General features: G+C 46.4%; 15 protein-coding genes. 9 read left to right on the forward strand and 6 right to left on the reverse strand.

From position 1 onward, the window contains the following. Positions 1-95: 95 nt before the first annotated feature. The 4 genes from L0M98_RS06715 to rsmA form a co-directional block, all read right to left on the reverse strand. The gene (locus L0M98_RS06715; protein WP_099290054.1) at positions 96-1,445 is read right to left on the reverse strand and encodes a deoxyguanosinetriphosphate triphosphohydrolase; all 1,350 of its coding nucleotides are present in this window, start codon (positions 1,443-1,445) and stop codon (positions 96-98) included. A gap of 79 nt (positions 1,446-1,524) precedes the next feature. Next, complete coding sequence (locus L0M98_RS06720) at positions 1,525-2,832, reverse strand: acetyl-CoA hydrolase/transferase family protein (RefSeq protein WP_099290055.1); 1,308 nt, start codon at positions 2,830-2,832, stop codon at positions 1,525-1,527. Positions 2,833-2,969: 137 nt separating this feature from the next. After that, entirely contained in the window at positions 2,970-4,337 is a 1,368-nt protein-coding gene (mgtE, locus tag L0M98_RS06725; RefSeq protein WP_099290056.1) for a magnesium transporter, read from the reverse strand. Positions 4,338-4,365: 28 nt separating this feature from the next. Beyond that, complete coding sequence (gene rsmA / locus L0M98_RS06730) at positions 4,366-5,154, reverse strand: 16S rRNA (adenine(1518)-N(6)/adenine(1519)-N(6))-dimethyltransferase RsmA (RefSeq protein WP_227215460.1); 789 nt, start codon at positions 5,152-5,154, stop codon at positions 4,366-4,368. Positions 5,155-5,284: 130 nt separating this feature from the next. Between rsmA and L0M98_RS06735 the strand changes: the two genes are divergently transcribed. From L0M98_RS06735 to nifJ, 5 genes are all read left to right on the forward strand, one after another. Beyond that, the gene (locus tag L0M98_RS06735) at positions 5,285-6,289 is read left to right on the forward strand and encodes a lysylphosphatidylglycerol synthase transmembrane domain-containing protein (protein ID WP_186977992.1); all 1,005 of its coding nucleotides are present in this window, start codon (positions 5,285-5,287) and stop codon (positions 6,287-6,289) included. Beyond that, positions 6,276-6,902, forward strand: a complete 627-nt coding sequence (rsmG, locus tag L0M98_RS06740; protein WP_227215470.1) for a 16S rRNA (guanine(527)-N(7))-methyltransferase RsmG — start codon at positions 6,276-6,278, stop codon at positions 6,900-6,902. The genes L0M98_RS06735 and rsmG overlap by 14 nt, the downstream gene beginning before the upstream one ends. A gap of 130 nt (positions 6,903-7,032) precedes the next feature. Next, positions 7,033-9,033, forward strand: coding sequence for a transcription termination factor Rho (rho, locus tag L0M98_RS06745; RefSeq protein ID WP_227215459.1), 2,001 nt, complete (start codon positions 7,033-7,035; stop codon positions 9,031-9,033). Between the two features lie 141 nt (positions 9,034-9,174). Then, positions 9,175-10,350 (forward strand): AAA family ATPase, encoded by a 1,176-nt coding sequence (locus tag L0M98_RS06750; protein WP_099290061.1) that lies wholly within the window; start codon positions 9,175-9,177, stop codon positions 10,348-10,350. 55 nt (positions 10,351-10,405) lie between these two features. Then, on the forward strand, positions 10,406-13,942 hold the full coding sequence (nifJ, locus tag L0M98_RS06755) for a pyruvate:ferredoxin (flavodoxin) oxidoreductase (RefSeq protein ID WP_227215458.1): 3,537 nt from the start codon (positions 10,406-10,408) through the stop codon (positions 13,940-13,942). Between the two features lie 112 nt (positions 13,943-14,054). On the opposite strand, the gene L0M98_RS06760 is transcribed toward nifJ, so the two are convergent. Beyond that, complete coding sequence (locus L0M98_RS06760) at positions 14,055-15,377, reverse strand: TIGR01777 family oxidoreductase (protein WP_227215457.1); 1,323 nt, start codon at positions 15,375-15,377, stop codon at positions 14,055-14,057. 161 nt (positions 15,378-15,538) lie between these two features. On the opposite strand from L0M98_RS06760, the gene L0M98_RS06765 reads away from it, so the two are divergent. Next, on the forward strand, positions 15,539-16,312 hold the full coding sequence (locus L0M98_RS06765) for a glucose 1-dehydrogenase (RefSeq protein WP_227215456.1): 774 nt from the start codon (positions 15,539-15,541) through the stop codon (positions 16,310-16,312). Between the two features lie 57 nt (positions 16,313-16,369). On the opposite strand, the gene L0M98_RS06770 is transcribed toward L0M98_RS06765, so the two are convergent. Beyond that, complete coding sequence (locus L0M98_RS06770; RefSeq protein ID WP_227215455.1) at positions 16,370-17,131, reverse strand: SecDF P1 head subdomain-containing protein; 762 nt, start codon at positions 17,129-17,131, stop codon at positions 16,370-16,372. Positions 17,132-17,259: 128 nt separating this feature from the next. On the opposite strand from L0M98_RS06770, the gene L0M98_RS06775 reads away from it, so the two are divergent. The 3 genes from L0M98_RS06775 (at position 17,260) to mgtA (ending at position 22,082) form a co-directional block, all read left to right on the forward strand. Further along, positions 17,260-17,949 carry a response regulator transcription factor gene (locus tag L0M98_RS06775; protein ID WP_186977980.1) on the forward strand — a complete coding sequence of 230 codons (690 nt, stop codon included), beginning with the start codon at positions 17,260-17,262 and terminating at the stop codon, positions 17,947-17,949. Next, positions 17,946-19,313: a sensor histidine kinase gene (locus L0M98_RS06780; RefSeq protein ID WP_099290065.1), complete on the forward strand. Its 1,368-nt coding sequence runs from the start codon at positions 17,946-17,948 to the stop codon at positions 19,311-19,313. The genes L0M98_RS06775 and L0M98_RS06780 overlap by 4 nt, the downstream gene beginning before the upstream one ends. Before the next feature lie 114 nt (positions 19,314-19,427). Next, entirely contained in the window at positions 19,428-22,082 is a 2,655-nt protein-coding gene (mgtA, locus tag L0M98_RS06785; RefSeq protein WP_099290066.1) for a magnesium-translocating P-type ATPase, read from the forward strand. Positions 22,083-22,138 lie beyond the last annotated feature (56 nt).

A 22,138-nucleotide genomic window follows, 5' to 3' on the forward strand; every position in this document is an offset into this window, starting at 1 on the left:
ACTCCTCCGGCACTTCGTGCCACCTCCTCTATAAACAGAGGAGGAGCTGGAATACTATCTTGCTTCGGAAGATATTTCTCTATTTTCAATTGTTTTTACCTGATTTCGGGTAGTTCTATGCCTTTTATTTTTCGATATAGGTTTAAGGCATAGGAGTCTGTCATACCGGAAACGTAATCCGTTACGGTTTGTATTTTCGTGTATATGGAGTCGTCTTTATGTACTTTGTATTGTTCTGGCATAACGGAAAGGATATTGCGGGCATAATAAGTTTCCGGTTTTAGAACGGCATCAATGTATTCTTTTAGTATGGTCGCGAGTATTTTGAAACCGGCAATCTGTATTTGGGTGACGATGTTCGTGTGATAAATCCGAGAATATGCCACTTCCGTACAAGCTTCGTAAGCTATTTTGTTAGTACCACTAAGATGGCTTATTAAGCTGCCCTTGAATGTACCGTTCATGATTGCCTCGTAGTTCTGGCAAAAGATGTCGGCACAGGCGTTGATTAATTTATTGATGATCCCGGCTCGTAAGAAGGCGATATATTCATTCTTGTCCGTTACAATTTTGAAGGTACGCGCAATGGTTTTCAAGTCTTCTTTGTCTGCTTCTTTATCGTAGAAATTGAGTAGAATTTTTGTTGTCTCTTCATACGATAGGATTTTCAGTTTGTGGGAATCTTCGATATCCATGATTTGATAACAAATATCATCCGCGGCTTCCACGAGATAGACTAATGGATGGCGGACGTATTGCAGCGGTTTTTCGCTTAATTGGATAATTCCGAGTTCTTCGGCTACTTCTTTGTAAATTTCCTTTTCACTTTGGAAGAAACCGTATTTATGTCCCTTGAGGGAGGCTTTGGATTCAAAAGGATATTTAACGATGGAAGCGAGGGTGGTGAAAGTCATGGTATATCCCCCCGGGCGTCTTCCGTTGAAACTGTGAGTCAATAGACGGAATGCGTTTGCATTTCCTTCAAAGTGACTGATGTCAGCCCATTCTTCGTCAGTCAATAGTTTTTTGAGGTATTGTCCTTCGCCTTCGATGAAAAAATAAGATATGGCTTCTTCGCCCGAATGTCCGAAAGGCGGATTTCCTAAATCGTGGGCGAGACATGCCGTACTCACGATTGTTCCGATTTCTTCCAGTATTTCCGGGTGTTCCAGAATTTCTTTGGTTTTGACAAATTGAGCTATCTTATTACCTAGTGAACGTCCCACGCTGGCAACTTCAAGACTATGAGTCAAACGGTTGTGCACGAATATATTTCCCGGGAGGGGAAATACTTGTGTCTTGTTTTGTAAACGGCGAAAGGGGGATGAGAATATCAAACGATCGTAATCTCTTTGAAATTGTGAACGATCGTGTGAATGAAACATCGTGATCGTGTTTCCCGGTTGATAGCGTCTTGACGATAATAATTTATTCCAATCCATCATAGAGGTTGCCAGTTTATTTGTGTCACACAAATGTAGTAATAAAAAAAAGAGGAAGCAACCGGCTTCCTCTTTATTGTTCTTATTTTGAAATGAAGTGGTAGTGACTACCAAATCTTTCGAATGCTGCTTTGTCAAGCGACTCTCTGTGATCCGGGTGAGCGATGTTTATAAGTGCTTTCGCTCTGTCTTGGAGTGTTTTTCCGTAAAGGTCCGCAATACCGAATTCCGTTACGATGTAGTGTACGTCGAAACGAGTGGTAACGACTCCGGCTCCATTCAACAGTGTCGGGCAGATTTTGCTAACACCTTTGTTGGTTACGGCGGGAAGGGCAATGATAGGTTTACCACCTTCGCTGGCTGCCGCACCGCGGATGAAATCCAACTGGCCGCCGCTACCGCTGTAGAATTTGGTTCCGAGTGAATCGGCATTTACTTGTCCGGTGATGTCAACGGAAAGTGCAGAGTTAATAGCCGTCATTTTCGGTTGTTGAGCAATGATGAACGGATCATTCGTGTAGCCTACGTCCATCATGGCAACTCCCGGGTTGTCATCAATAAAGTCGTACACTCGTTTTGATCCCATGAGGAAGGTTGAAACGATTTTACCTTTATCGAATTTCTTGTTCATGTTGTTTACAACGCCTTTTTCGTATAACGGTAATACTCCGTCTGCGAACATCTCCGTGTGGATACCCAAGTTTTTGTGGTTTCCCAATTGTGAAAGTACTGCGTTCGGAATGGCACCGATACCCATTTGCAGGGTAGCCCCGTCCTCGATTAGGGTAGCCACGTTTTTACCGATAGCGATATCTTGCTCGGTTAAAACTGACGGGTGAGCCTCGATTAGCGGAGTGTTGTCTTCGCAGAAGATGTCAATGTCAGATAATCTGATGATGGCATCTCCCCATGCTCTGGGAACATTCGGGTTGATGACGCCAATAACCGTTTTCGCATTCTGTACGGCGGCTAACGTGGCGTCCACGGAGGTACCCATGGATACAAAGCCGTGTTTGTCGGGAGGACAAACTTGAATCATAACAACATCCACCGGGTGAATGCCGCTTCTGATTAATTTTTGAGTTTCGCTCAAGTGAACAGGTACATAATCAGCGTATCCTTCTTGGGTGGGTTTACGCACGTTACCGCCCACGAAATAAGACTCCAAACAGAATACACCCTCGAATTCTCCCTCCGCGTAAGGGGCGCTACCCTCGGTGTGCAGGTGTTGTATTCTCACGTTTTTTAATTCGCCGGCACGACCTCTTTTGCAAAGTGCTTGAATTAGACCTTGGGGGGCACAAGCCACGCTGTGAATGTGAATCCGATCGTTGGATTTTACTACTTTTACAGCCTCGTCAAATGACACTGTTTTTATTCCCTGATACATAGTAATTTATTTTATTCTATTCTTATGATTTAATAATAGCTTTCTTGTCTAAAAAACGCCGCAAGTTAGCAACACTCTTTTAATTAAACAATTTTTTCCGTAATTATTAGCTGCCAAATTCGAGCGTTGTGGAATCGTCACATTAGCCACCCCAGAATGGCTTTTCCGGTGAAAAGGTAGATGTTCAGTCCGATAATATCATTTGTCAGTGTGATAAACGGTCCGGTTGCCAGCGCGGGGTCGATTTTCATTTTGTTGAGCAATAGAGGAAACGCGGTTCCGAATATGGATGCGAACATGATCACGATGAATAAGGATATGGTTACCGTGATTGGCATCGCGTAGGAGTTCAAGTTGAAAAAGAGGGATAATATGAAGATGATCGAGGAGCAGATACAGGCGTTGATAGTGGCACACGATATTTCTTTCGTGATACTTTGAAAGATATTTTTCGTGTTGAATGAATTGGAGGCAAGTCCCTTTACCACGATAGCCGAGGATTGTATACCCACGTTTCCGCCCATGGCGGTAATGACGGGAATAAACATTGCCGTGGCAGGAAATAGGGCGATATCCGCCTCGTAGAAAGAGATCATGTATGCCGCTAACATTCCCCCGAATAGCCCGATAATTAACCACGGAAGACGGGCTTTGGTTTGATCCCAAACCGTGTCGGAAGATTCCACGTCCTGACTGATACCGGACATCATCTGGTAATCTTTTTCGGCTTCCTCGCGGATGACGTCTACCACGTCGTCAATCGTGATACGTCCTACTAATCGTCCGATGGAGTCGACAACGGGAATGGCGACCAAGTCGTATTTCTGCATGATGCGTCCCACTGATTCGGCGGATTCGTCTGTCGTCACGTAAGTGACGTCCGGGTTATAGATATTTTTTATTTTCGTGGAGGTGGGGGTCAGGATCATTTTCTTTAAAGATAATCTTCCCTTGAGGATGTTGTCATCATCCACCACGTATATGTAGAATATTTCGTCCAGATTTTCGGCTTGCCGACTGAGTTCGCGCAGGCAGGTAAGGACGGTCCAGTTTTCGTTGACTTTGACAAGCTCTTTTCCCATAAGTCCGCCGGCAGAGTCCTCGTCATAATGCAACAAGTCCACGATGTCGCCGGCTTGTTCAAGGTCTTCCATGTGGGAAAGTACTTCTTGTTGCTGCTCGTTGGGCATACTACCGACAAGGTCGGCTGCATCATCCGAGTCCATGTTGTCAACGAAACGTTTCGCGATTACCTCGGGAGGGAACGAATCAATGAAGCGTTGCCGTTCGTCTTCCTCGATCTCGGCGAGTACGTCTCCGGCTTTCTCTTCATCTAACAGTAGAAACAGGTATTGGGCTTCTTCGGTGTCCAGTTCCTCTATAATTTCTGCAATATCTGCCGGGTGTAACGGTTCTACCAGTTTGGCGACGTCTTCCTTGTTATTGGCTTGAATGAGTTTCTCCAAATGGGAAACAAATTCTTCAGAGAGTTCAAACTGTTGCATATTCTACTGTATTTAGAAGTTTAAAAGCCTATTTTTCAGAGGCTTTTAAATTATTAAACGTTTCAATTTCTTTGCATAGAACAATAAAGTCATCCACGCTAAGCTGTTCCGGACGCAAAGATAATCTTTCTGACGTGAAATCGGGTGAAATTATCGGTTTTAACGAGTTGCGTAAGGTTTTGCGGCGTTGGTTAAACCCGGTTTTCACGACATTGAAAAATAGCCTCTCGTCACAATCCAGTTTTTCCCTTTTATTGCGAATCAGTCGAATAACGGCCGATTTTACTTTTGGAGGCGGGTCGAACACTTGTTCCCCCACGGTGAACAGGTATTCAATGTCGTAGAATGTTTGCAGGAATACGCTGAGTATGCCGTATGTTTTATTGCCGTGGGGGGCACTGATACGTTCCGCCACTTCTTTTTGGATCATGCATACCACTTGGGGGATAAGTTCCCGGTTCTCGAGAATTTTGAAAAAGATTTGAGAAGATATGTTATAAGGCAAATTCCCGATCACGGAAAACGGTTCTTGGTAGAAAGTCCGAATATCCGATTTCAGAAAGTCGCCGTATATGATTTGCTGTTTGTGTTCGGGCAATTCCTCGTGTAGATAGTCGATGGATTCTCGGTCGATGTCGATTGCCAACACGGTGAAGTCGGCATCGGCGAACAGGTGGCGAGTGAGTACCCCCATACCCGGACCTATTTCTAGTACCCCTTTGGTTACGGGTAATAAACTTTCCGTGATTTTACGGGCTATATTCTGGTCTTTCAGAAAATGTTGTCCCAGATGTTTTTTTGCACGAACAATACTCATAGAATGAAATCAGGGTGTTATGGGTTAAACTTCCAATTATTTATTTACTTTTGCATCCAGCTTACAAAATAAAGGTTTTATTTTGAGTTGTGAAAATTATTGGAATGTCAATCTTGACTAAATTTTTTGAATGAAGCCGTTTTATAAACAGATTATAAAATTTTTTGCATTCTTGTGCGTGACGGTCGTTTTATTTTGGCTCGTGTACCGGGATCAGGATCCTGCCGAGTTGATGAAGGCGTTGCGAGAAGATGTGAATTACACGTGGATTTGGGTTGCTATCGGGTTGGGAATGCTTAGTCATATAAGTCGTTCTTTGCGTTGGCAGATGCTTACAAAATCAATGGGGTATAAAATATCGTTCATGAATAGTTTCATGGGGGTGATGATCGGTTACTTTGCCAATTTGGCGATACCGCGCATGGGAGAGCTTACCCGGTGCGGGGTGGTGAGTAAATACGAGAATGTGCCTTTTTCAAAATTGCTGGGAACGGTGGTGACCGAGCGGGTTTTCGATATGATCATGTTGTTGTTGCTCACGTTGATTGTCGTGGTGACCCAGTTTAAACAGGTCGGGATATTCCTCGATAATAATGAGGATATTAAAGAAAAGTTATACGGGATGTTTTCTTCTCCCGTGACATGGGGAATATTGGTGCTGTTGGTGCTGGGGTTGATCGGGTTTATCTGGTTTTTGAGAAAAGGCTCTTTCTTTACCCGGTTGCATCATTTTATGACGGGATTGAAAGAAGGTTTGCTGACCGTGAAAGATGTCGATCATAAATGGTTGTTTATAGGATATACGATTTTCATTTGGTTGATGTATTACTTGATGTTGTATGTTTGTTTCTTCTGTTTCAAATTTACATCCGGGTTAGGTCCCTTGGTGGGATTGACTGTTTTCGTGCTTTCGAGTTACGGGATGGTTGCCCCGGTGCAGGGAGGCGTGGGAGCATGGCATTTCATGGTGATTGCCGCCTTGATGATTTATTTGCCGCACACGGAGGGAATCGAGAGTATGACGAAGACTTTCGCTTTGCTGACGCACGGCACGATGACGCTTTTATACATCGTAGTCGGGGTGATTTGTTTGCTGGTATTACCGATATATAATAGAAATAATAGGAATGATTGAGAAGTATTTTACCGGACTGAACGAGATACAGATAAAACAGTTTAACCGGTTGGAAGGACTCTACCGGGAGTGGAACGAGAAAATCAACGTGGTTTCGAGGAAGGATATTGATGCGCTGGAGATTCATCACGTGTTGCACTCTTTGGCTATCGCGAAAGTGATTTCATTCAAGCCCGGAACGCGGGTGCTGGATGTCGGTACCGGAGGAGGCTTCCCGGGCATTCCTTTGGCTATTTTATTTCCGGAGGTTCATTTCCATTTGGTGGATTCTATCGGGAAAAAGATAAAAGTGGTCAACGAGGTTGCCGTTGCATTAGGATTAAAGAATGTGACGGCAGAGCAGGTGCGGGTGGAGAGTATGAGCGAGAAGTTTGATTTTATTGTCAGTCGTGCGGTGACAGCTTTCCCGGCGTTCGTGGCGTTGACGAGAAAACGTCTTTTGAAGGAGAGTTTCAATGATCTCCCTAACGGGATTATTTATTTGAAAGGGGGAGATTTCGAGGAAGAAATACAGGATTTTAGGGAGCGGATTACCGTGTATAATATCCCGGATTTTTTTGAAGAAGAATTTTTTGAGACCAAGAAGGTTATTTATATGAAATATATTAAATAATTTTTTTTACTAACAATTTGTGAGTAAGAAGAATTCTTTATAAATTTGTCGCAGTTTACATTTCCACTTGGTTCATGCCGAGTGATTTTTACTTACTGAAAAAGAAATAATCCAAATATAACGATACTCTATGTATGATATTTTAGAACTGAATGAAAAGTTACTTTCAGAATTGCGTCAAATAGCAAAGGAACTGAATGTTAAAAGGATTGAATCCTATAAAAAGAAAGAATTAATATACAAAATTCTGGACCAGCAGGCTATGGTGGCTACAGAGGAAACGGCTCCGGTGGAAGCGAAAGAGAAAAAACCTCGTGTGCGTGTCATAAGAGGTGGTGCCGAAAAAGTGGGAGATTCTAAAGGCGGGCTACCTAAATTCAACAAGAATAAGGATAACAAGAAGGTAGAAGACAAGCAGGAGCAACCTCCAAAAGAAGAGGAAAAGAAGCAACCCGAAAAGCAGGAACGCGTGAAGGTGAAGGAAGAGGCTCAGCCGATTAATGTCGTACATAGTGATATTCTGGATCAGGATTTGGTCTTGAGTCGCACGGAGAGTGGGATTGTGGTTGAGAAGAAAGCCGAGGTACAGCCGGAAAAAGCAGCCGAGGTGAAAAGTGAGGAAGTTGTCGAAGCGAAACGTGAGCCGGTTGTTCAAAAACAAGAGCGGAAGTTCTTCGAGAAACGGATAAATAAGAAACAAGATAATAAGGAAGCTGCTGTACAAGGAGAAGAGAAAAAAGAAGAAAGTACAGGAGAGAAACCGAAAGAAGAGCAAGGGGAAAGAGTACGTCCTAAATTTATTAAACGCAAACGCGTTGAACGTGACGAGGATGCCATTCGTCAAGATGAAGACGAGGCGAACTTTGAGGAGTCGGAGGGGAAAGAATTTATGCCTGCCAGAGATGAATACGGCAATGAAGGCTATGACAATGCTTCCCCGGAAAATGAAGACAGAAGAGAAAGTGCAAGTAATAAAATGCGTTTTGACAAGCGCGATAAATATTACGAGTTCGAGGGGATTATCTTAAATTCCGGGGTGTTGGAAATCATGCCCGACGGGTACGGGTTCTTGAGATCGTCTGATTATAATTACTTGAATTCACCGGATGATATTTACGTGTCTCAGAGTCAGATCAAGTTGTTCGGTTTGGCAACGGGTGACACGGTCGAGGGTACGGTACGTCCCCCGAAAGAAGGAGAGAAGTATTTCCCTTTGATTAAAGTTTCCAAGATTAACGGCAGGACTCCGGATGCTGTTCGTGACCGGATTCCTTTCGATCACTTGACACCGCTTTTCCCGAACGAGAAGTTCAACTTGACCGGAAGCGGACGTGCAACTATCTCTACCCGCGTGGTGGATATGTTTGCCCCGATCGGTAAAGGTCAGCGCGGATTGATCGTGGCTCAGCCCAAGACGGGTAAGACGATGTTGTTGAAAGAAATTGCCAACGCTATTTCAGCTAATCACCCGGAAGTGTATCTGATTATCCTTTTGATTGACGAACGCCCGGAGGAGGTTACCGATATGGCTCGCAGCGTGAAGGCAGAGGTGATTGCTTCTACTTTCGACGAGCCGGCGGAACGTCACGTGAAAGTGGCTAATATCGTGTTGGAGAAAGCGAAGAGAATGGTAGAGTGCGGACATGACGTGGTAATCCTTTTGGATTCTATCACTCGTCTGGCGCGTGCTTATAATACAGTATCTCCCGCATCCGGTAAGGTTCTTTCCGGTGGTGTGGATGCCAACGCCCTGCACAAGCCGAAACGTTTCTTCGGTGCTGCGCGTAATATCGAAAACGGTGGTTCTTTGACGATTCTGGCAACGGCTTTGACGGATACCGGTTCGAAGATGGACGACGTGATTTTCGAGGAATTCAAGGGAACGGGAAACATGGAGTTGCAGTTGGATCGCAAGTTATCCAACCGTCGTATATACCCGGCTGTAGACCTCACGGCTTCCAGTACGCGTCGTGATGATCTGTTGTTGGAAGACTACACGTTGAACCGGATCTGGATATTGCGTAACTATCTGACTGATATGAATTCAGTGGAAGCTATGCAGTTCGTGAAAGATCGTTTGGAGAAAACTCGGTCGAACGAAGAGTTCCTGATTTCCATGAATGACAAATAATAGGATTCAGGGAAATTCTATAGTATATAACATAGAAAAGCGGGTTAAGGATTACTTAACCCGCTTTTTGTATGTTTTGCAACATGTGGATTACAAAATCCGGCTTTTTTTATTACCTTTGCGTTGCAAAAGAATAGAAAAATGGAGAGCTTACGTAACACGCATAAGATTCTGATGAAAGAAAGAACGTCGGCAATTCGGCGCGGATTGTTGGATACGATAGATAATCGTGCCCGATTGATCGCGATAAAGGGAAGCCGGGGTGTGGGTAAGACTAATTTCCTGTTGGATTTTTGCAAAGAGCATTACAAGGATGATCCCTCTTGCCTGTACGTGAATATCAATAATTTATTCTTCGCGATGGAGGGATTGTACAATTTTGCGGAACGTTTTTACAAACTCGGGGGGAAGGTATTGTTGTTGGATCAGATACACAAGTACCCGAACTGGGATAAAGAGTTACGCGAGGCTTACGACCGTTTCCCGGAATTGCAGATTGTATTCACCGTTTCTTCCATATTAAGAGTAAAGTCAAATAAATACCTTCAAGGCATTGTGGAGATGTACAACTTGAGCGGGTTGTCTTTCCGGGAGTTTTTGGAATTGGAAACGGGACACAAGTTCCCGGTCTATTCTTTCGAGGAAATCGTGGAACGCCACGAGGAGATCGTGGACGATATCTTGGAAAAGGTTCGTCCGTTAGCTTTTTTTAATAACTATTTGAAATATGGTTATTATCCCATATATTTGGAGGAGAAATCACATATTGATTATTTACTGAAGAATATCAATTTAACATTGGAGTTTGATATCCCGTACAATAATCAGATCGAGTTGAAGTATTTGACGAAGCTGAAACAATTGCTTTATATCGTGGCGAACGGTAACAGTAATATAAATATCAGCAAGTTGAGTGCCCGGATCGGAGTTTCCCGTGCAACGGTGTTGAACTACCTGCATTACATGAAGAACGCACGGTTGTTGACGTTGTTGTTTGACAAGGAAAGTGATGATGAGAACGGGTTGAAACCGAATCAGGTGTTTCTGCATAATCCGAATCTGCTGAATGCGGTTTGTCTGGATAATACGGATGCGCTGATGATTCGGAAGACTTTTTTAGCGAGTCAGTTGTGTGCCGTGGCGAGATTACATTATTCCGGAAACGAGGATTTGCTCGTGAACCGGAAATATGAGGTTTCCGTGCGGCAGTCGGACGATAAAGGGCGGGTCCGGGATTCAGTGATTCTGATGACCGATATGATCGAAAAGGGTGAGAAAAATATTATACCCTTGTGGCTTGCCGGTTTCGTGTATTGAGAGAAAATGAAGAATAAATAGAGTGATCAACTATTGTTAGTTAATGTTTAAAAAAATGGCAAAAGAAAAGAAATTTATCACATGCGATGGTAACGCGGCCGCTGCTCATGTAGCTTACATGTTCAGCGAAGTATCGTGTATCTATCCTATTACTCCGTCGTCCCCGATGGCAGAGTATGTTGACGAGTGGGCAGCGAAAGGTCGGAAGAACCTGTTCGGTGAAACTGTTCGTGTAGTTGAAATGCAATCGGAAGCCGGTGCGGCAGGAGCTGTTCACGGTTCATTGCAAGCTGGTGCTTTGACCACGACTTACACGGCATCACAAGGTTTGTTGTTGATGATCCCGAACATGTACAAGATCGCGGGTGAGTTACTTCCTTGCGTTTTCCACGTTAGTGCTCGTGCTTTGGCCGCTCATGCGCTTTCTATTTTCGGCGACCACGCAGACGTTTACGCTGCTCGTCAAACCGGATTCGCTATGTTGGCATCCGGCTCTGTACAAGAGGTAATGGATCTTTCTGCCGTGTCTCATTTGACCGCTATCAAATCGAGAGTTCCTTTCGTGAACTTCTTTGACGGATTCCGTACTTCTCACGAGATTCAAAAGATCGAGGAGATTGATATGGAAGAAATCCGCGGTCTTGTGGATATGGAAGCTTTACAAGCATTCCGTGACCGTGCTCAAAACTCGGAACATCCTGAAACAAAGGGTACGGCTCAAAACCCGGATGTATATTTCCAAGGACGTGAAGCTGCTAATAAATTCTATGATGCAGTACCGGATGTAGTGGCTCATTATATGGATGAAATGTCCAAGATTACAGGACGCACTTATCGCCCGTTCGTGTACTATGGTGCAAAGGATGCCGAGAACATCATCATTGCCATGGGTTCGGTAACTGAAACGATTCGTGAGGTGATCGACTACAAGGTGGCGCAAGGAGAGAAAGTGGGTATGGTTGCCGTTCACTTGTATCGTCCGTTCTCTGCTAAATATTTCATGGAAGCGATACCCGCTTCTGTAAAACGTATCGCTGTGCTCGACCGCACGAAAGAGCCGGGAGCTAACGGCGACCCGTTGTATCTTGACGTGAAAGAGGTGTTCTACGGTAAGGAGAATGCCCCGGTGATCGTTGGCGGTCGTTACGGTTTAGGTTCCAAGGATGTAACCCCGGGACAAATTATCGGTGTTTACAAGAACTTGGCGATGAACGAGCCGAAGAATAATTTCACCATGGGTATCGTGGACGATGTCACTTTCCACTCTTTGCCTGTTGAGCCAGAAGTGAAAGTGAACTCCGATGCCATGTACGAGGCTAAATTCTACGGTTTGGGTTCTGATGGTACGGTAGGTGCCAACAAGAACTCTATCAAGATTATTGGTGGTGCTACCAATAAATATTGTCAGGCTTATTTCGCTTACGACTCCAAGAAGTCAGGTGGTTTCACCGCTTCTCACTTGCGTTTCGGTGACGAGCCTATCCGTTCCACGTATTTGATTACCACGCCGGACTTCGTGGCTTGCCATGTGCCTGCGTATATTCATATGTATGATGTGTTGAAAGGATTGAAGAAAGGCGGTTCTTTCTTGTTGAACTCTCTTTGGGATGAGAACGAGGTTGCCAATCACTTGCCGAATCACATGAAACGTTATTTGGCAGAAAACGAAATCAATTTCTATATCATCAACGGAACAAAAATTGGTCAGGCGTTAGGTTTGGGTAACCGTACCAACACGATCATGCAGTCTGCCTTCTTCAAGATCACGAACGTGATTCCTTATGATTTGGCTGTCAACGAGATGAAGAAAGCTATCGACAAGTCATACGGCAAAAAAGGAGAGGCTATCGTGAAGATGAACTATGCTGCTGTTGATGCCGGAGGTATTGATACCAACGTGGTGAAAGTGAACGTGCCCGCTGAATGGAAAAACTTGAAAGATGAAAATTGCGCTCCCGATGCCAACCGTCCGGAATTTATCCGCAACGTGGTTGACGTGATGAACGCTCAAAAGGGTGATGACCTTCCCGTGAGTGCTTTCGTGGGACGTGAAGACGGTTCATTCCCTGCCGGAACTTCCAAATTCGAGAAACGCGGTATCGCTATCAACGTGCCGGAATGGCAAGTAAACAATTGTATTCAGTGTAATCAATGTGCTTACGTTTGTCCTCACGCTGCTATCCGTCCGTTCTTGTTGACTGATGCAGAGTTGGCTGCCGCTCCTGCCGGAACGGAAACGAAGCTCGCTATCGGTAAAGAACTTGCCGGTTACAAATTCAAGATTCAAGTATCCCCGTTAGACTGTACGGGTTGCGGTAACTGTGCCGATGTTTGTCCCGCGAAGGAGAAAGCGCTTATCATGAAGCCGCTTGAATCTCAAGAAGCCGAGATTGCTCGTTTCAAGTACATGGACGAGAAGGTTGGTTACAAACAAGTTGTTGAGCCTAACAACGTGAAGAATTCTCAATTCCAACAACCGTTATTCGAGTTCTCCGGGGCTTGTGCAGGTTGTGGTGAAACTCCTTATATCAAGTTAATCACTCAATTATTCGGAGAACGGATGATGGTGGCTAACGCTACGGGATGTACTTCTATCTATGGTGGTTCTGCCCCGTCAACCCCGTATTGCAAAAACTACGTTTCCGGACGCGGTGTGGCTTGGGCTAACTCCCTGTTCGAGGATAACGCGGAATACGGATTTGGTATGGCTGAAGGTGCTAATCGCCTGCGCGACCGTGCCAAGAGATTGTTGGAAGAGAATTTGTCAACCTTCTCCGCTGACACGCAAGCCGCTATCAACGAGTGGATTGCTGCTTACGAGGATGGTGACAAGACTTTGGCTACCAGCGACAAGATGTCTGCCGCTCTGGCAAAAGAAACTTCCGCTACCGCTAAAGAGATCATGACGTTGAAACCTTACTTCCCGAAGAAATCTCAATGGATATTCGGTGGTGACGGTTGGGCTTATGATATCGGTTACGGTGGTTTGGACCACGTGTTGGCAAGCGGTCACAACGTTAATGTGTTGGTTGTCGATACGGAAGTTTATTCTAACACCGGAGGTCAATCATCCAAGTCAACCCCCGTGGGTGCTGTGGCTAAATTTGCTGCCAGCGGTAAACGCGTACGCAAGAAAGACTTGGGTGCTATGGCTATGTCTTATGGCTATGTTTACGTGGCACAAGTTGCCATGGGTGCAAATCAGGCTCAATACCTGAAAGCGTTGAAAGAAGCTGAAGCGTATGACGGACCGTCTTTGATTATCGCTTATGCGCCGTGTATCAATCACGGTCTGAAAGCAAGCATGGGTAAATCCCAAGCTGAGGAGAAGAAGGCTGTAGAATGCGGGTACTGGCAGTTGTACCGTTACAACCCGATGTTGGAGGAAGAGGGTAAGAACCCGTTCCAATTGGATTCCAAGGAACCGGATTACTCTAAATTCCGCGACTTCCTGATGGGTGAAGTTCGTTTCAACTCGTTGGCTAAAGCTGCACCGGAAGAAGCAGAGGCACTGTTCGCTAAAACGCAACAGGATGCCAAGTGGAAACTGGATGGCTACAAGCGTCGTGCCGAGATGAAATACGGCGAATAATATTCACAATTATTATAGCGAAAACGAGGTTACTTTCGAGTGACCTCGTTTTTATTATATGCGAAAAAAGTATAAATATCTTTTCCTGCTTGATTGGCTTTGCGGGGGAGTGCTAGGATATGTGTTTGCTTTGGTCTGTCCATAACAGATTGCTTGTGTCGTACCCGCGGTGTGTGGCATTGGCGAGTAATGTTTCTTTTATCTCGTCGGGTAAACTGGGTGTTCGGCTGAGTATCCACAAATATTTGTCGGAACTGCTGCCGATGAGTGCGTATTTGTATCCTGCTTTATCCAGTTCGAGGATGTAATAATCGGCGTAGAACCAGAGGAAGAATGCGACTTTTAGTTTGCCCGGTTGTGTGGTATCGGGCATTTTGGCTCGTCCGACGGCACGTTTGAAATGGTCGTTGCCGTTTTTACCCGTTTGGTACCCGGCATTTTCTACCCGCACTTTTCCGTCGGGGAGTAGCGTGTAGGTTGCCGTCACGTTGGAAAGCCCTCGTTCAAACAGGTGATCAAAGCGGGCGATCTCGTACCAGCGTCCCATGTAACGGGACAAGTCGAGTTGGCCGATCGTGGCGTGGTCTGTTTGTCGCAGGAATTGCTCTATCGTGGCATCGGTGAAGCGGAACCCGGATTCAGTTAAGCGGGTGGGTTTCACGTCTTGCCCCGTGGTGAGAAATGCGGCTCCCTCGCCATACAACGTGCGGAAGCAGAAGCGGGGAATGGTCACAGTACCCCAAGTGTGGCAGGCTTTTGCCACGGCACGGGTGAAGGCATGTTGCGTGAGTCTTCCCGGTGACACGAGATTGACAACGCCTTCTATCGATTTATTCCCGATAATGAATTGCATCGCCCGGCACAAATCATGGATACTGATCCACGGGAAAGGTTGTGTCCCCGGTGCGATGACCGCGGCGAGTTTCATTTTCAAGGGGAGTAACATCTGCCGCATGGCTCCCCCGTCCGGTGAAAGGACGATGCCGAAACGGGTAATGACCAACCTTGTTGCCGGGGGACAATGCCGGGCTTCCTGTTCCCACGCCTCGCAAAGTTCCGGCAGGAAACCGTTTCCCCGTCTGCCCGTGTATTCGTCGTGTGTTCCCTCTGTCGGGTAATATCCTACGGCGGATGCCGAGATCATCAATTCGGGTTTACGGGGAGCGGCGTTTAAGGCTCTCGTAATACTCCGTGTCACCCGGATACGGCTATCCTGTAATTCTTGCTTGTACGAGGCGCTCCAGCGTTTATTGACGGGAGCTCCCGCCAAGTTGATAATTACATCACAGCGTGAAAGTGTTTGTACCAGTTGTTCGAACTTTTTTTCTTGAAAGAATGACCTGTCCAAGGGGACAATCTCGTACCCCGCTTCTGATAGTGAGTTCGTGAGGTGTTTGCCAATAAAACCGCTGGCTCCGCTGATCGCTATATTCATATCCCGTGAATTGTTGTTAATGTATGATATGAAAACGTATTTTGATAATGGAAAGTTGCTTTGAAAGGATAAAATGAACGGGTTGAATGAACATTTTTGAGCTTAAAGGTAACCGGGACGGGGTGAAAAGCGTAACGTGTAAAAATAAAACAAATAAAACTATGGATTTGAATAAAATGTTGAATTTGACGGGCATGGTGGCTGTCGTGACGGGTGGCGGCAACGGTATCGGGTGCGGGAGCGCACATATATTAGCCCAAGCGGGAGCCGACGTGGTGATCGGTGATGTGAATTTGGCGGATGCCGAGGTCGTGGCAGAGGATATACGAGGTATGGGACGTAAAGCGCTGGCATTGAAGTGCGACGTGACGAAGGACGGGGATTTGATGAATCTGGTGCAACGTACGATCGTGGAGTTCGGGAAGTTGAATATTCTGGTGAACAACGTGGGTGTCGGCGGGGGCGGGCAAGAGAATCCTTTCCGCGTGACTGAGGAGTATTTCGAGCGTATATTTAAGGTGAATGTCTTTAGTGCTTGGCGGTTGTGCCAGTTGGCAGTGCCTTACATGAAGCAGGCGGACTACGGTTCGATCGTGAATATTACTTCCATGGCGAGTATCAACAGGAGTCCGGGCATGAGTGCCTACGCCTCGTCGAAGGCGGCGTTGAATCACATGACGGCGAATCTGGCGATGGATTTCGGACCGGACGTGCGGATTAATGCGGTAGGTCCGGGTGCGGTGGAAACGCGGGCTTTGGAATCGGTACTGACACCCGAGATAGAGAAAAAGATGCTGGAACACACGCCGATCAAACGATTGGGGGAGATAGACGATATTGCCGGTGCCGTACTTTTCTTTGCCGCACCCATCTCGAGTTGGATCACGGGACAGGTTTTGTTCGTGAACGGGGGCGGGGTGCAGACGCTGGATTAGAGAGGAAAGGCGGAATCCGTGTTTCGCGATTCCGCCCGATATGCCGGTAGATGAATCTTAATGAGGTCTTCTTTGAGCTCGATTCTTTTTGTATTCTGCCGTTTCGTCAGGAGATGCCGGTTCCACCTTCGCTATATAGCCTCGGGAGGAGGTGTATTCTCCTTTGGGCGTGTTTATTTTTTTGTCGATATTTTCAAAAAAGACTCTGAGCGGAGTGTCTTCTTGTTCTGCTTTTTGTATTTTGTCGAAAACTTTTTTGCCTTCTTCGTGGGTGAGGTCGATGAAAAACATGGCAGCAAAATATGAAACTCCTACACGGGCTTCTTTTTCGTCGTGACTGATGATGTGAGGAATAGAAACATGATAATTTCTAAGTTTCTGTTTGAATAATTCAAGTTCTTCCAGTGAATAGGGATATCCGACCATGGATGCCCCGCTTTGGATTTCGTTTTGGACGGTAGGTGCGCTGATCACGACATTCGTGATAACAAAAGCGAGTTTCTTCCCGATGGATTCACGGGTCGCTTTTGCCCATGCCGGGATTTTATCGGCTTTCAAGGAGAAAAGAAGTTGTGGCGTACCGACAGTGTCGAGTCGTATTTGCTCGAAGTCATCAAGAGTGACAATCGGTGTCGGGTCGAGATAATAGGTTTCGAATGTTCTGTACATTTTTCCTTCGACGCCATGGATGGAATCGGTGACATAATACCAGCCCGTGGGGAGGTATTTGTGTTTTTTCGTGTTATTCTTTTGTGCTTGTAACAAGGGACAACAGAGAATTAGCATGATGAAACAGAGAAACAGATTTTTCATTTTCATAGCTGTAAAAGATTGGTTTATTCACAAATATAAGATTCTTTTCTTTAAGTGTGTTTAGAAATAGGTAAGAATCACCCGTTTAATTTTATACCTTCGCGGGAAGGGCAGAATTGTAATAGTTATTGTTTATGGTTAGAATATTAGTTGTAGAAGATGAACAGCGGGTAGCCGATTTGTTGAGAAGGGGATTGGAAGAATCCGGCTATCAGGTGGTGTTGGCTTATGACGGACAGATGGCTCTCCGGTTGTTTAAATCGGGTGATTTTCAATTAATCATTTCTGACGTGGTTTTACCCAAAATGGACGGGTTCGAGTTTTGTAAAGAGGTGCGCCGGGAGAATGCCGGAGTCCCGATTATCATGCTCACGGCTCTCGGGCAGACGGACGATAAGTTGGAGGGATTTGATGCGGGGGCGGATGATTACATGGTGAAGCCGTTTGATTTCCGGGAGTTGGATGCCCGGATAAAGGTGTTGCTGAAACGGGGAAGTAATGACGTGCAGGCTGTTGCCCCGGAAGAGTTAGTGTACGCCGATTTGAGAATTGCTCTCCGCACGAAAACGGTGTACAGGGGAACGGATGAAATAAGGCTTTCACCCAAGGAGTACAATCTGTTGTTGTATATGGCGGAGAACCCGGAACGGGTGTTGAGCCGGGTGGAGATCGCGGATAAGGTGTGGAACACGCGTTTTGACACGGGAACGAATTTTATCGACGTGTATATTAATTATTTGCGCAAGAAGATAGACCGGGATTACGAGGTGAAGTTGATTCACACGAAACCGGGTATGGGTTTTATTTTTATGGCAGAGAAATGAAGATCAGGAGTAAGTTGACATTGAGGTACACGGGGGTGACTGCGGTTGTTTTTCTGGGGTTGTTGTCGGCAATCTATTTTTTCTCGGAACGAAGCCGAAGCCGGGAGTTTTTCCGGGATTTGAAGAGTGAGGGAATCACGAAAGCAAATCTTTTTCTGAAAAACCAAGTGGATGCCGTTACCATGCAGTCGATTTACTTGAATAACCGGGAGTTTATCAACGAGGTGGAAGTGGCGGTTTATGATACTTCTTTTCAATTGCTATATCATGACGCGAAGCAGATTGATTTGGTAAAGGAAACCCCGGAGATGATGGAAAGGATAACGCGGAATAAAGTTATCGAATTTTATCAAGGGCGTTATCAAGTCGTGGGGATGTTGTACGAGTTCGAGGGAAAGGAGTATATTATAACGGCGGCGGCTTATGACGGGTACGGTTATGCGCAACGGGAGGCGTTGCGCGTGATGTTGGCTTGTATGTTATTGCTGGGACTTGCGATATTGTTGGGAGTGGGATATTTGCTCGCGCGGGGAGCGCTGACTCCCGTGTCGGATATGGTGGAAGAGGTGCGGGCTATTACCGCTTCGAATTTGGATACGCGGGTACCGGTACGGTACGAGAATGACGAGTTGGGGGAGTTGGCGGTGACATTCAATCGGATGCTCGATGGACTGGAAAAGTCTTTCGAGGCACAAAAGATGTTCGTGAGTAATGTGTCCCACGAGTTGCGTACCCCGATGGCGGCTCTTGTTGCCGAGTTGGAGTTGGCTTTGTTGAAAGACCGTGCGCCGGAGGAGTACAGGGAAGCGATACGCAACGTGCTGAATGATGCCCAAGGGGTGGTGAGGCTTTCGGAGGGATTGTTGAATTTAGCGAGAGCCGATTATTTGCCGGAGCGGGTGAAAATGGAGGACGTGCGGTTGGATGAATTGCTGCTGGACGCGCGGGAAATGGTGTTGAAAGCAAATCCTGATTATAAAGTGGAGTTGATTTTCGAGGGGGAAGCCGATGATGACAGGGTACTCACGGTACTGGGGAATAGCTATTTGTTGAGGACGGCTTTCGTGAATCTGATCGAGAATAATTGCAAATTTTCGGGGGATAAGACTTCACTCGTGCAGATTACGTTTTGGGAGGATATGTCTATTATTCGTTTCTCGGATACGGGGATTGGCATGACGCCGGATGATAGGGAAAAGTTATTTTCTTTATTTTACCGCGGGAGTAACAAGGATTACGCCCCGGGAAACGGGATTGGCATGGTATTGACACGTAAGATCGTGACGATGCACAAGGGGACGATACAGGTAAATTCCCAGCAAGGGGAGGGAACTGTTTTCACGGTGGAGTTGCCGCACGTGTAGAGTTTGAATTCTAACGGTTTTCTAATGGTGTTATAATGTTTCTCTAACGGCTTGTCGTGAAGGGGGTGAGTACTTTTGTCCGTGTAAAGTATAACCCTCTAAAAGAAGACAATTATGATTTGGAGAAAGCACAATAGAAGAGAAGGTGCGGCGTTTAATACGGAGAAGGTGTTTCTTGCTGCCACGCAACCATTGAAAACGGTGTACGCCTATTTTCAGACTTCCTGCCGAGGGTTGACGGACGAGGAGATTAAGGAACGGCAAAAGGAGTACGGGCAAAACGAGATCGTGCATGAACAGGCGCAAAAGGCGGTGGTGATGTTCTGCAAGGCATTTATAAATCCTTTCATCGGGGTGTTGATGGCTCTGGCTATCGTGTCGCTTGTGATCGACGTGTGGATGGCAGCACCCGAAGAACGGGAATGGACGAGCGTGGTCGTGATTTCGACGATGGTGTTGTTGAGTGTCGTGTTGCGCTTTAGCCAAGAGTGGAAATCGAGCAGGGCGTCGGACGCATTGAAAAAGATGGTGAAAAATACTGCCAGCGTGTACCGGAACGGACGGGAAGAAAGCGAGGAAGTGAATATCACGGAACTGGTGCCGGGGGATGTGGTCTACTTGGCGGCGGGAGATATGGTTCCTGCCGACGTGCGTGTCGTGGAGTCGAAAGATTTGTTTGTCAGCCAGTCAGCCTTGACGGGAGAGTCGGATGCCGTGGAGAAGAGTACCGTGATTTCGGGCAACAAGCACCGGAGCGGGAGTGTCGTGGAGCTGGATAATATTTGTTTCATGGGTTCGAACGTGGTAAGCGGTTCGGCTATTGCGGTCGTGTTTGCCACGGGTAAAAACACGTATCTCGGGACGATAGCCAAGAGTATCGTGGGAGTACGGGCGCAGACTGCTTTTGACAAGGGAATCAGTAACGTGAGTTTTTTGTTGATTCGGTTTATGCTGGTGATGGTGCCTTTCGTGTTTCTGGTGAACGGGGTGACGAAAGGGGATTGGTTCGAGGCTTTTATTTTCGCCATATCCGTGGCGGTGGGGCTGACGCCGGAGATGTTGCCGATGATTGTTACCGCTAATTTGTCGAAAGGGGCGGTGGTGATGGCGAGGAAAAAAACGATCGTGAAGAACTTGAACGCCATTCAGAATTTCGGCGCCATGAATATTCTATGCACGGATAAGACGGGCACGTTGACACGGGATCAGATCGTGCTGGAAAAGTATATAAACTCGGACGGGAGTAGCGATGACCGGAAACGGGTGTTGAGGCACGCTTTTTTCAACAGTTATTTCCAGACGGGATTGAAGAACCTGATGGATAGGGCTATTTTGTCGCACGTGAAGGAGTTGCAGATGGAGTACTTGAAAGATAATTACATGAAGATTGACGAGATCCCGTTTGATTTTACCCGTCGCCGGATGTCCGTCGTGGTGGAAGACAGGCTCGGGAAGTGTCAGATTATCACGAAAGGAGCCGTGGAGGAGATGTTGGATATATGTGCTTTTGCCGAGTTTGACGGGGAGGTACACCGGATGACCGACGAGTTGCGTGCCAAGGCTTACGCTATCAGCGAACGGATGAACCGGGAGGGGATGCGGGTACTTGCCGTTGCCCAAAAGAGTTGGATCGAGAAAGGACGGGAGTTCGGGGTGGATGACGAGGCGGAAATGGTGTTGATTGGTTATCTGGCGTTTCTTGATCCGCCGAAACCTTCTGCGGCGAGTGCTATCAAGCAATTGCATGAGCATGGCGTGGAAGTGAAGGTGTTGTCGGGAGATAACGAGGCGGTGGTGAAGACGATTTGCCGGCAGGTGGGAGTGGATACGACTCGTACGCTGACGGGGCAGGAGATCGAGCGGATGACGGACGGGGAGTTGAAAGGAATGGTGGGCGAGGTGACTGTCTTTGCTAAATTGACACCTATGCAGAAAACCCGGATTATCACCTTGTTGCAGGAACAGGATAACACGGTCGGTTTCTTGGGTGACGGGATTAATGATGCTTCTGCCCTGCGGCAATCGGACGTGGGTATATCCGTGGATACGGCGGTGGATATAGCCAAGGAGAGCGCAGATATTATTTTGCTGGAAAAGGATTTGATGGTGTTGGAGGATGGTGTTATCGAGGGACGCAAGACTTTCGGCAATATCATGAAGTATATCAAGATGACGGCGAGTTCTAATTTCGGGAATATGTTCAGCGTGCTGGGGGCGAGTGCTTTTTTGCCTTTCCTGCCGATGTTGCCGATCCATTTGTTGGTACAAAATTTATTGTATGACGTATCGCAAATCACGATCCCTTTTGACCGTCTGGATGCGGAGTACCTGCAAAAGCCCCGGCGGTGGGATGCTTCCGATTTGAGCCGGTTTATGATTTACATCGGTCCTATCAGTTCAATCTTTGATATAGCGACCTATCTGGTGATGTGGTACGTGTTCAAATGTAATTCACCGGAACATCAGGCTTTGTTCCAATCCGGGTGGTTCATCGAGGGGCTGTTGTCGCAAACGTTGATCGTGCACATGATTCGTACCCGTAAGATTCCCTTTATCCAGAGTACGGCGTCATGGCCGGTGGTGGGGCTTACACTTTTGATTATGGTGGTCGGTATCATACTCCCGTTTTCGAACGTGGGGGCGGCAATCGGGTTGGTGCCTCTGCCTTGGAGTTATTTCCCGTGGCTGGTGGTGATATTATTGAGCTATTGCGTGCTGACGCAGGTGATCAAACAATGGTATATTAAACGGTTTACTCGCTGGTTATAAAATGAATGAGTCATGGAATTGATATTTTTTATCTTGCTGTACGTTCTCGGTTGCCT

The organism is Butyricimonas sp. DFI.6.44 (genome assembly GCF_022132345.1).
Classification (GTDB): Bacteria; Bacteroidota; Bacteroidia; order Bacteroidales; family Marinifilaceae; genus Butyricimonas; species Butyricimonas muris.

What these genes read in the sequence shown, in the direction of transcription:
- L0M98_RS06715 (WP_099290054.1), bottom strand. Translation starts at nt 1,445, where the DNA reads ATGATGGATTGGAATAAATTATTATCGTCAAGACGCTATCAACCGGGA.
- L0M98_RS06720 (WP_099290055.1), bottom strand. Translation starts at nt 2,832, where the DNA reads ATGTATCAGGGAATAAAAACAGTGTCATTTGACGAGGCTGTAAAAGTA.
- mgtE (WP_099290056.1), bottom strand. Translation starts at nt 4,337, where the DNA reads ATGCAACAGTTTGAACTCTCTGAAGAATTTGTTTCCCATTTGGAGAAA.
- rsmA (WP_227215460.1), bottom strand. Translation starts at nt 5,154, where the DNA reads ATGAGTATTGTTCGTGCAAAAAAACATCTGGGACAACATTTTCTGAAA.
- L0M98_RS06735 (WP_186977992.1), top strand. Translation starts at nt 5,285, where the DNA reads ATGAAGCCGTTTTATAAACAGATTATAAAATTTTTTGCATTCTTGTGC.
- rho (WP_227215459.1), top strand. Translation starts at nt 7,033, where the DNA reads ATGTATGATATTTTAGAACTGAATGAAAAGTTACTTTCAGAATTGCGT.
- L0M98_RS06750 (WP_099290061.1), top strand. Translation starts at nt 9,175, where the DNA reads ATGGAGAGCTTACGTAACACGCATAAGATTCTGATGAAAGAAAGAACG.
- nifJ (WP_227215458.1), top strand. Translation starts at nt 10,406, where the DNA reads ATGGCAAAAGAAAAGAAATTTATCACATGCGATGGTAACGCGGCCGCT.
- L0M98_RS06760 (WP_227215457.1), bottom strand. Translation starts at nt 15,377, where the DNA reads ATGAATATAGCGATCAGCGGAGCCAGCGGTTTTATTGGCAAACACCTC.
- L0M98_RS06765 (WP_227215456.1), top strand. Translation starts at nt 15,539, where the DNA reads ATGGATTTGAATAAAATGTTGAATTTGACGGGCATGGTGGCTGTCGTG.
- L0M98_RS06770 (WP_227215455.1), bottom strand. Translation starts at nt 17,131, where the DNA reads ATGAAAATGAAAAATCTGTTTCTCTGTTTCATCATGCTAATTCTCTGT.
- L0M98_RS06775 (WP_186977980.1), top strand. Translation starts at nt 17,260, where the DNA reads ATGGTTAGAATATTAGTTGTAGAAGATGAACAGCGGGTAGCCGATTTG.
- L0M98_RS06780 (WP_099290065.1), top strand. Translation starts at nt 17,946, where the DNA reads ATGAAGATCAGGAGTAAGTTGACATTGAGGTACACGGGGGTGACTGCG.
- mgtA (WP_099290066.1), top strand. Translation starts at nt 19,428, where the DNA reads ATGATTTGGAGAAAGCACAATAGAAGAGAAGGTGCGGCGTTTAATACG.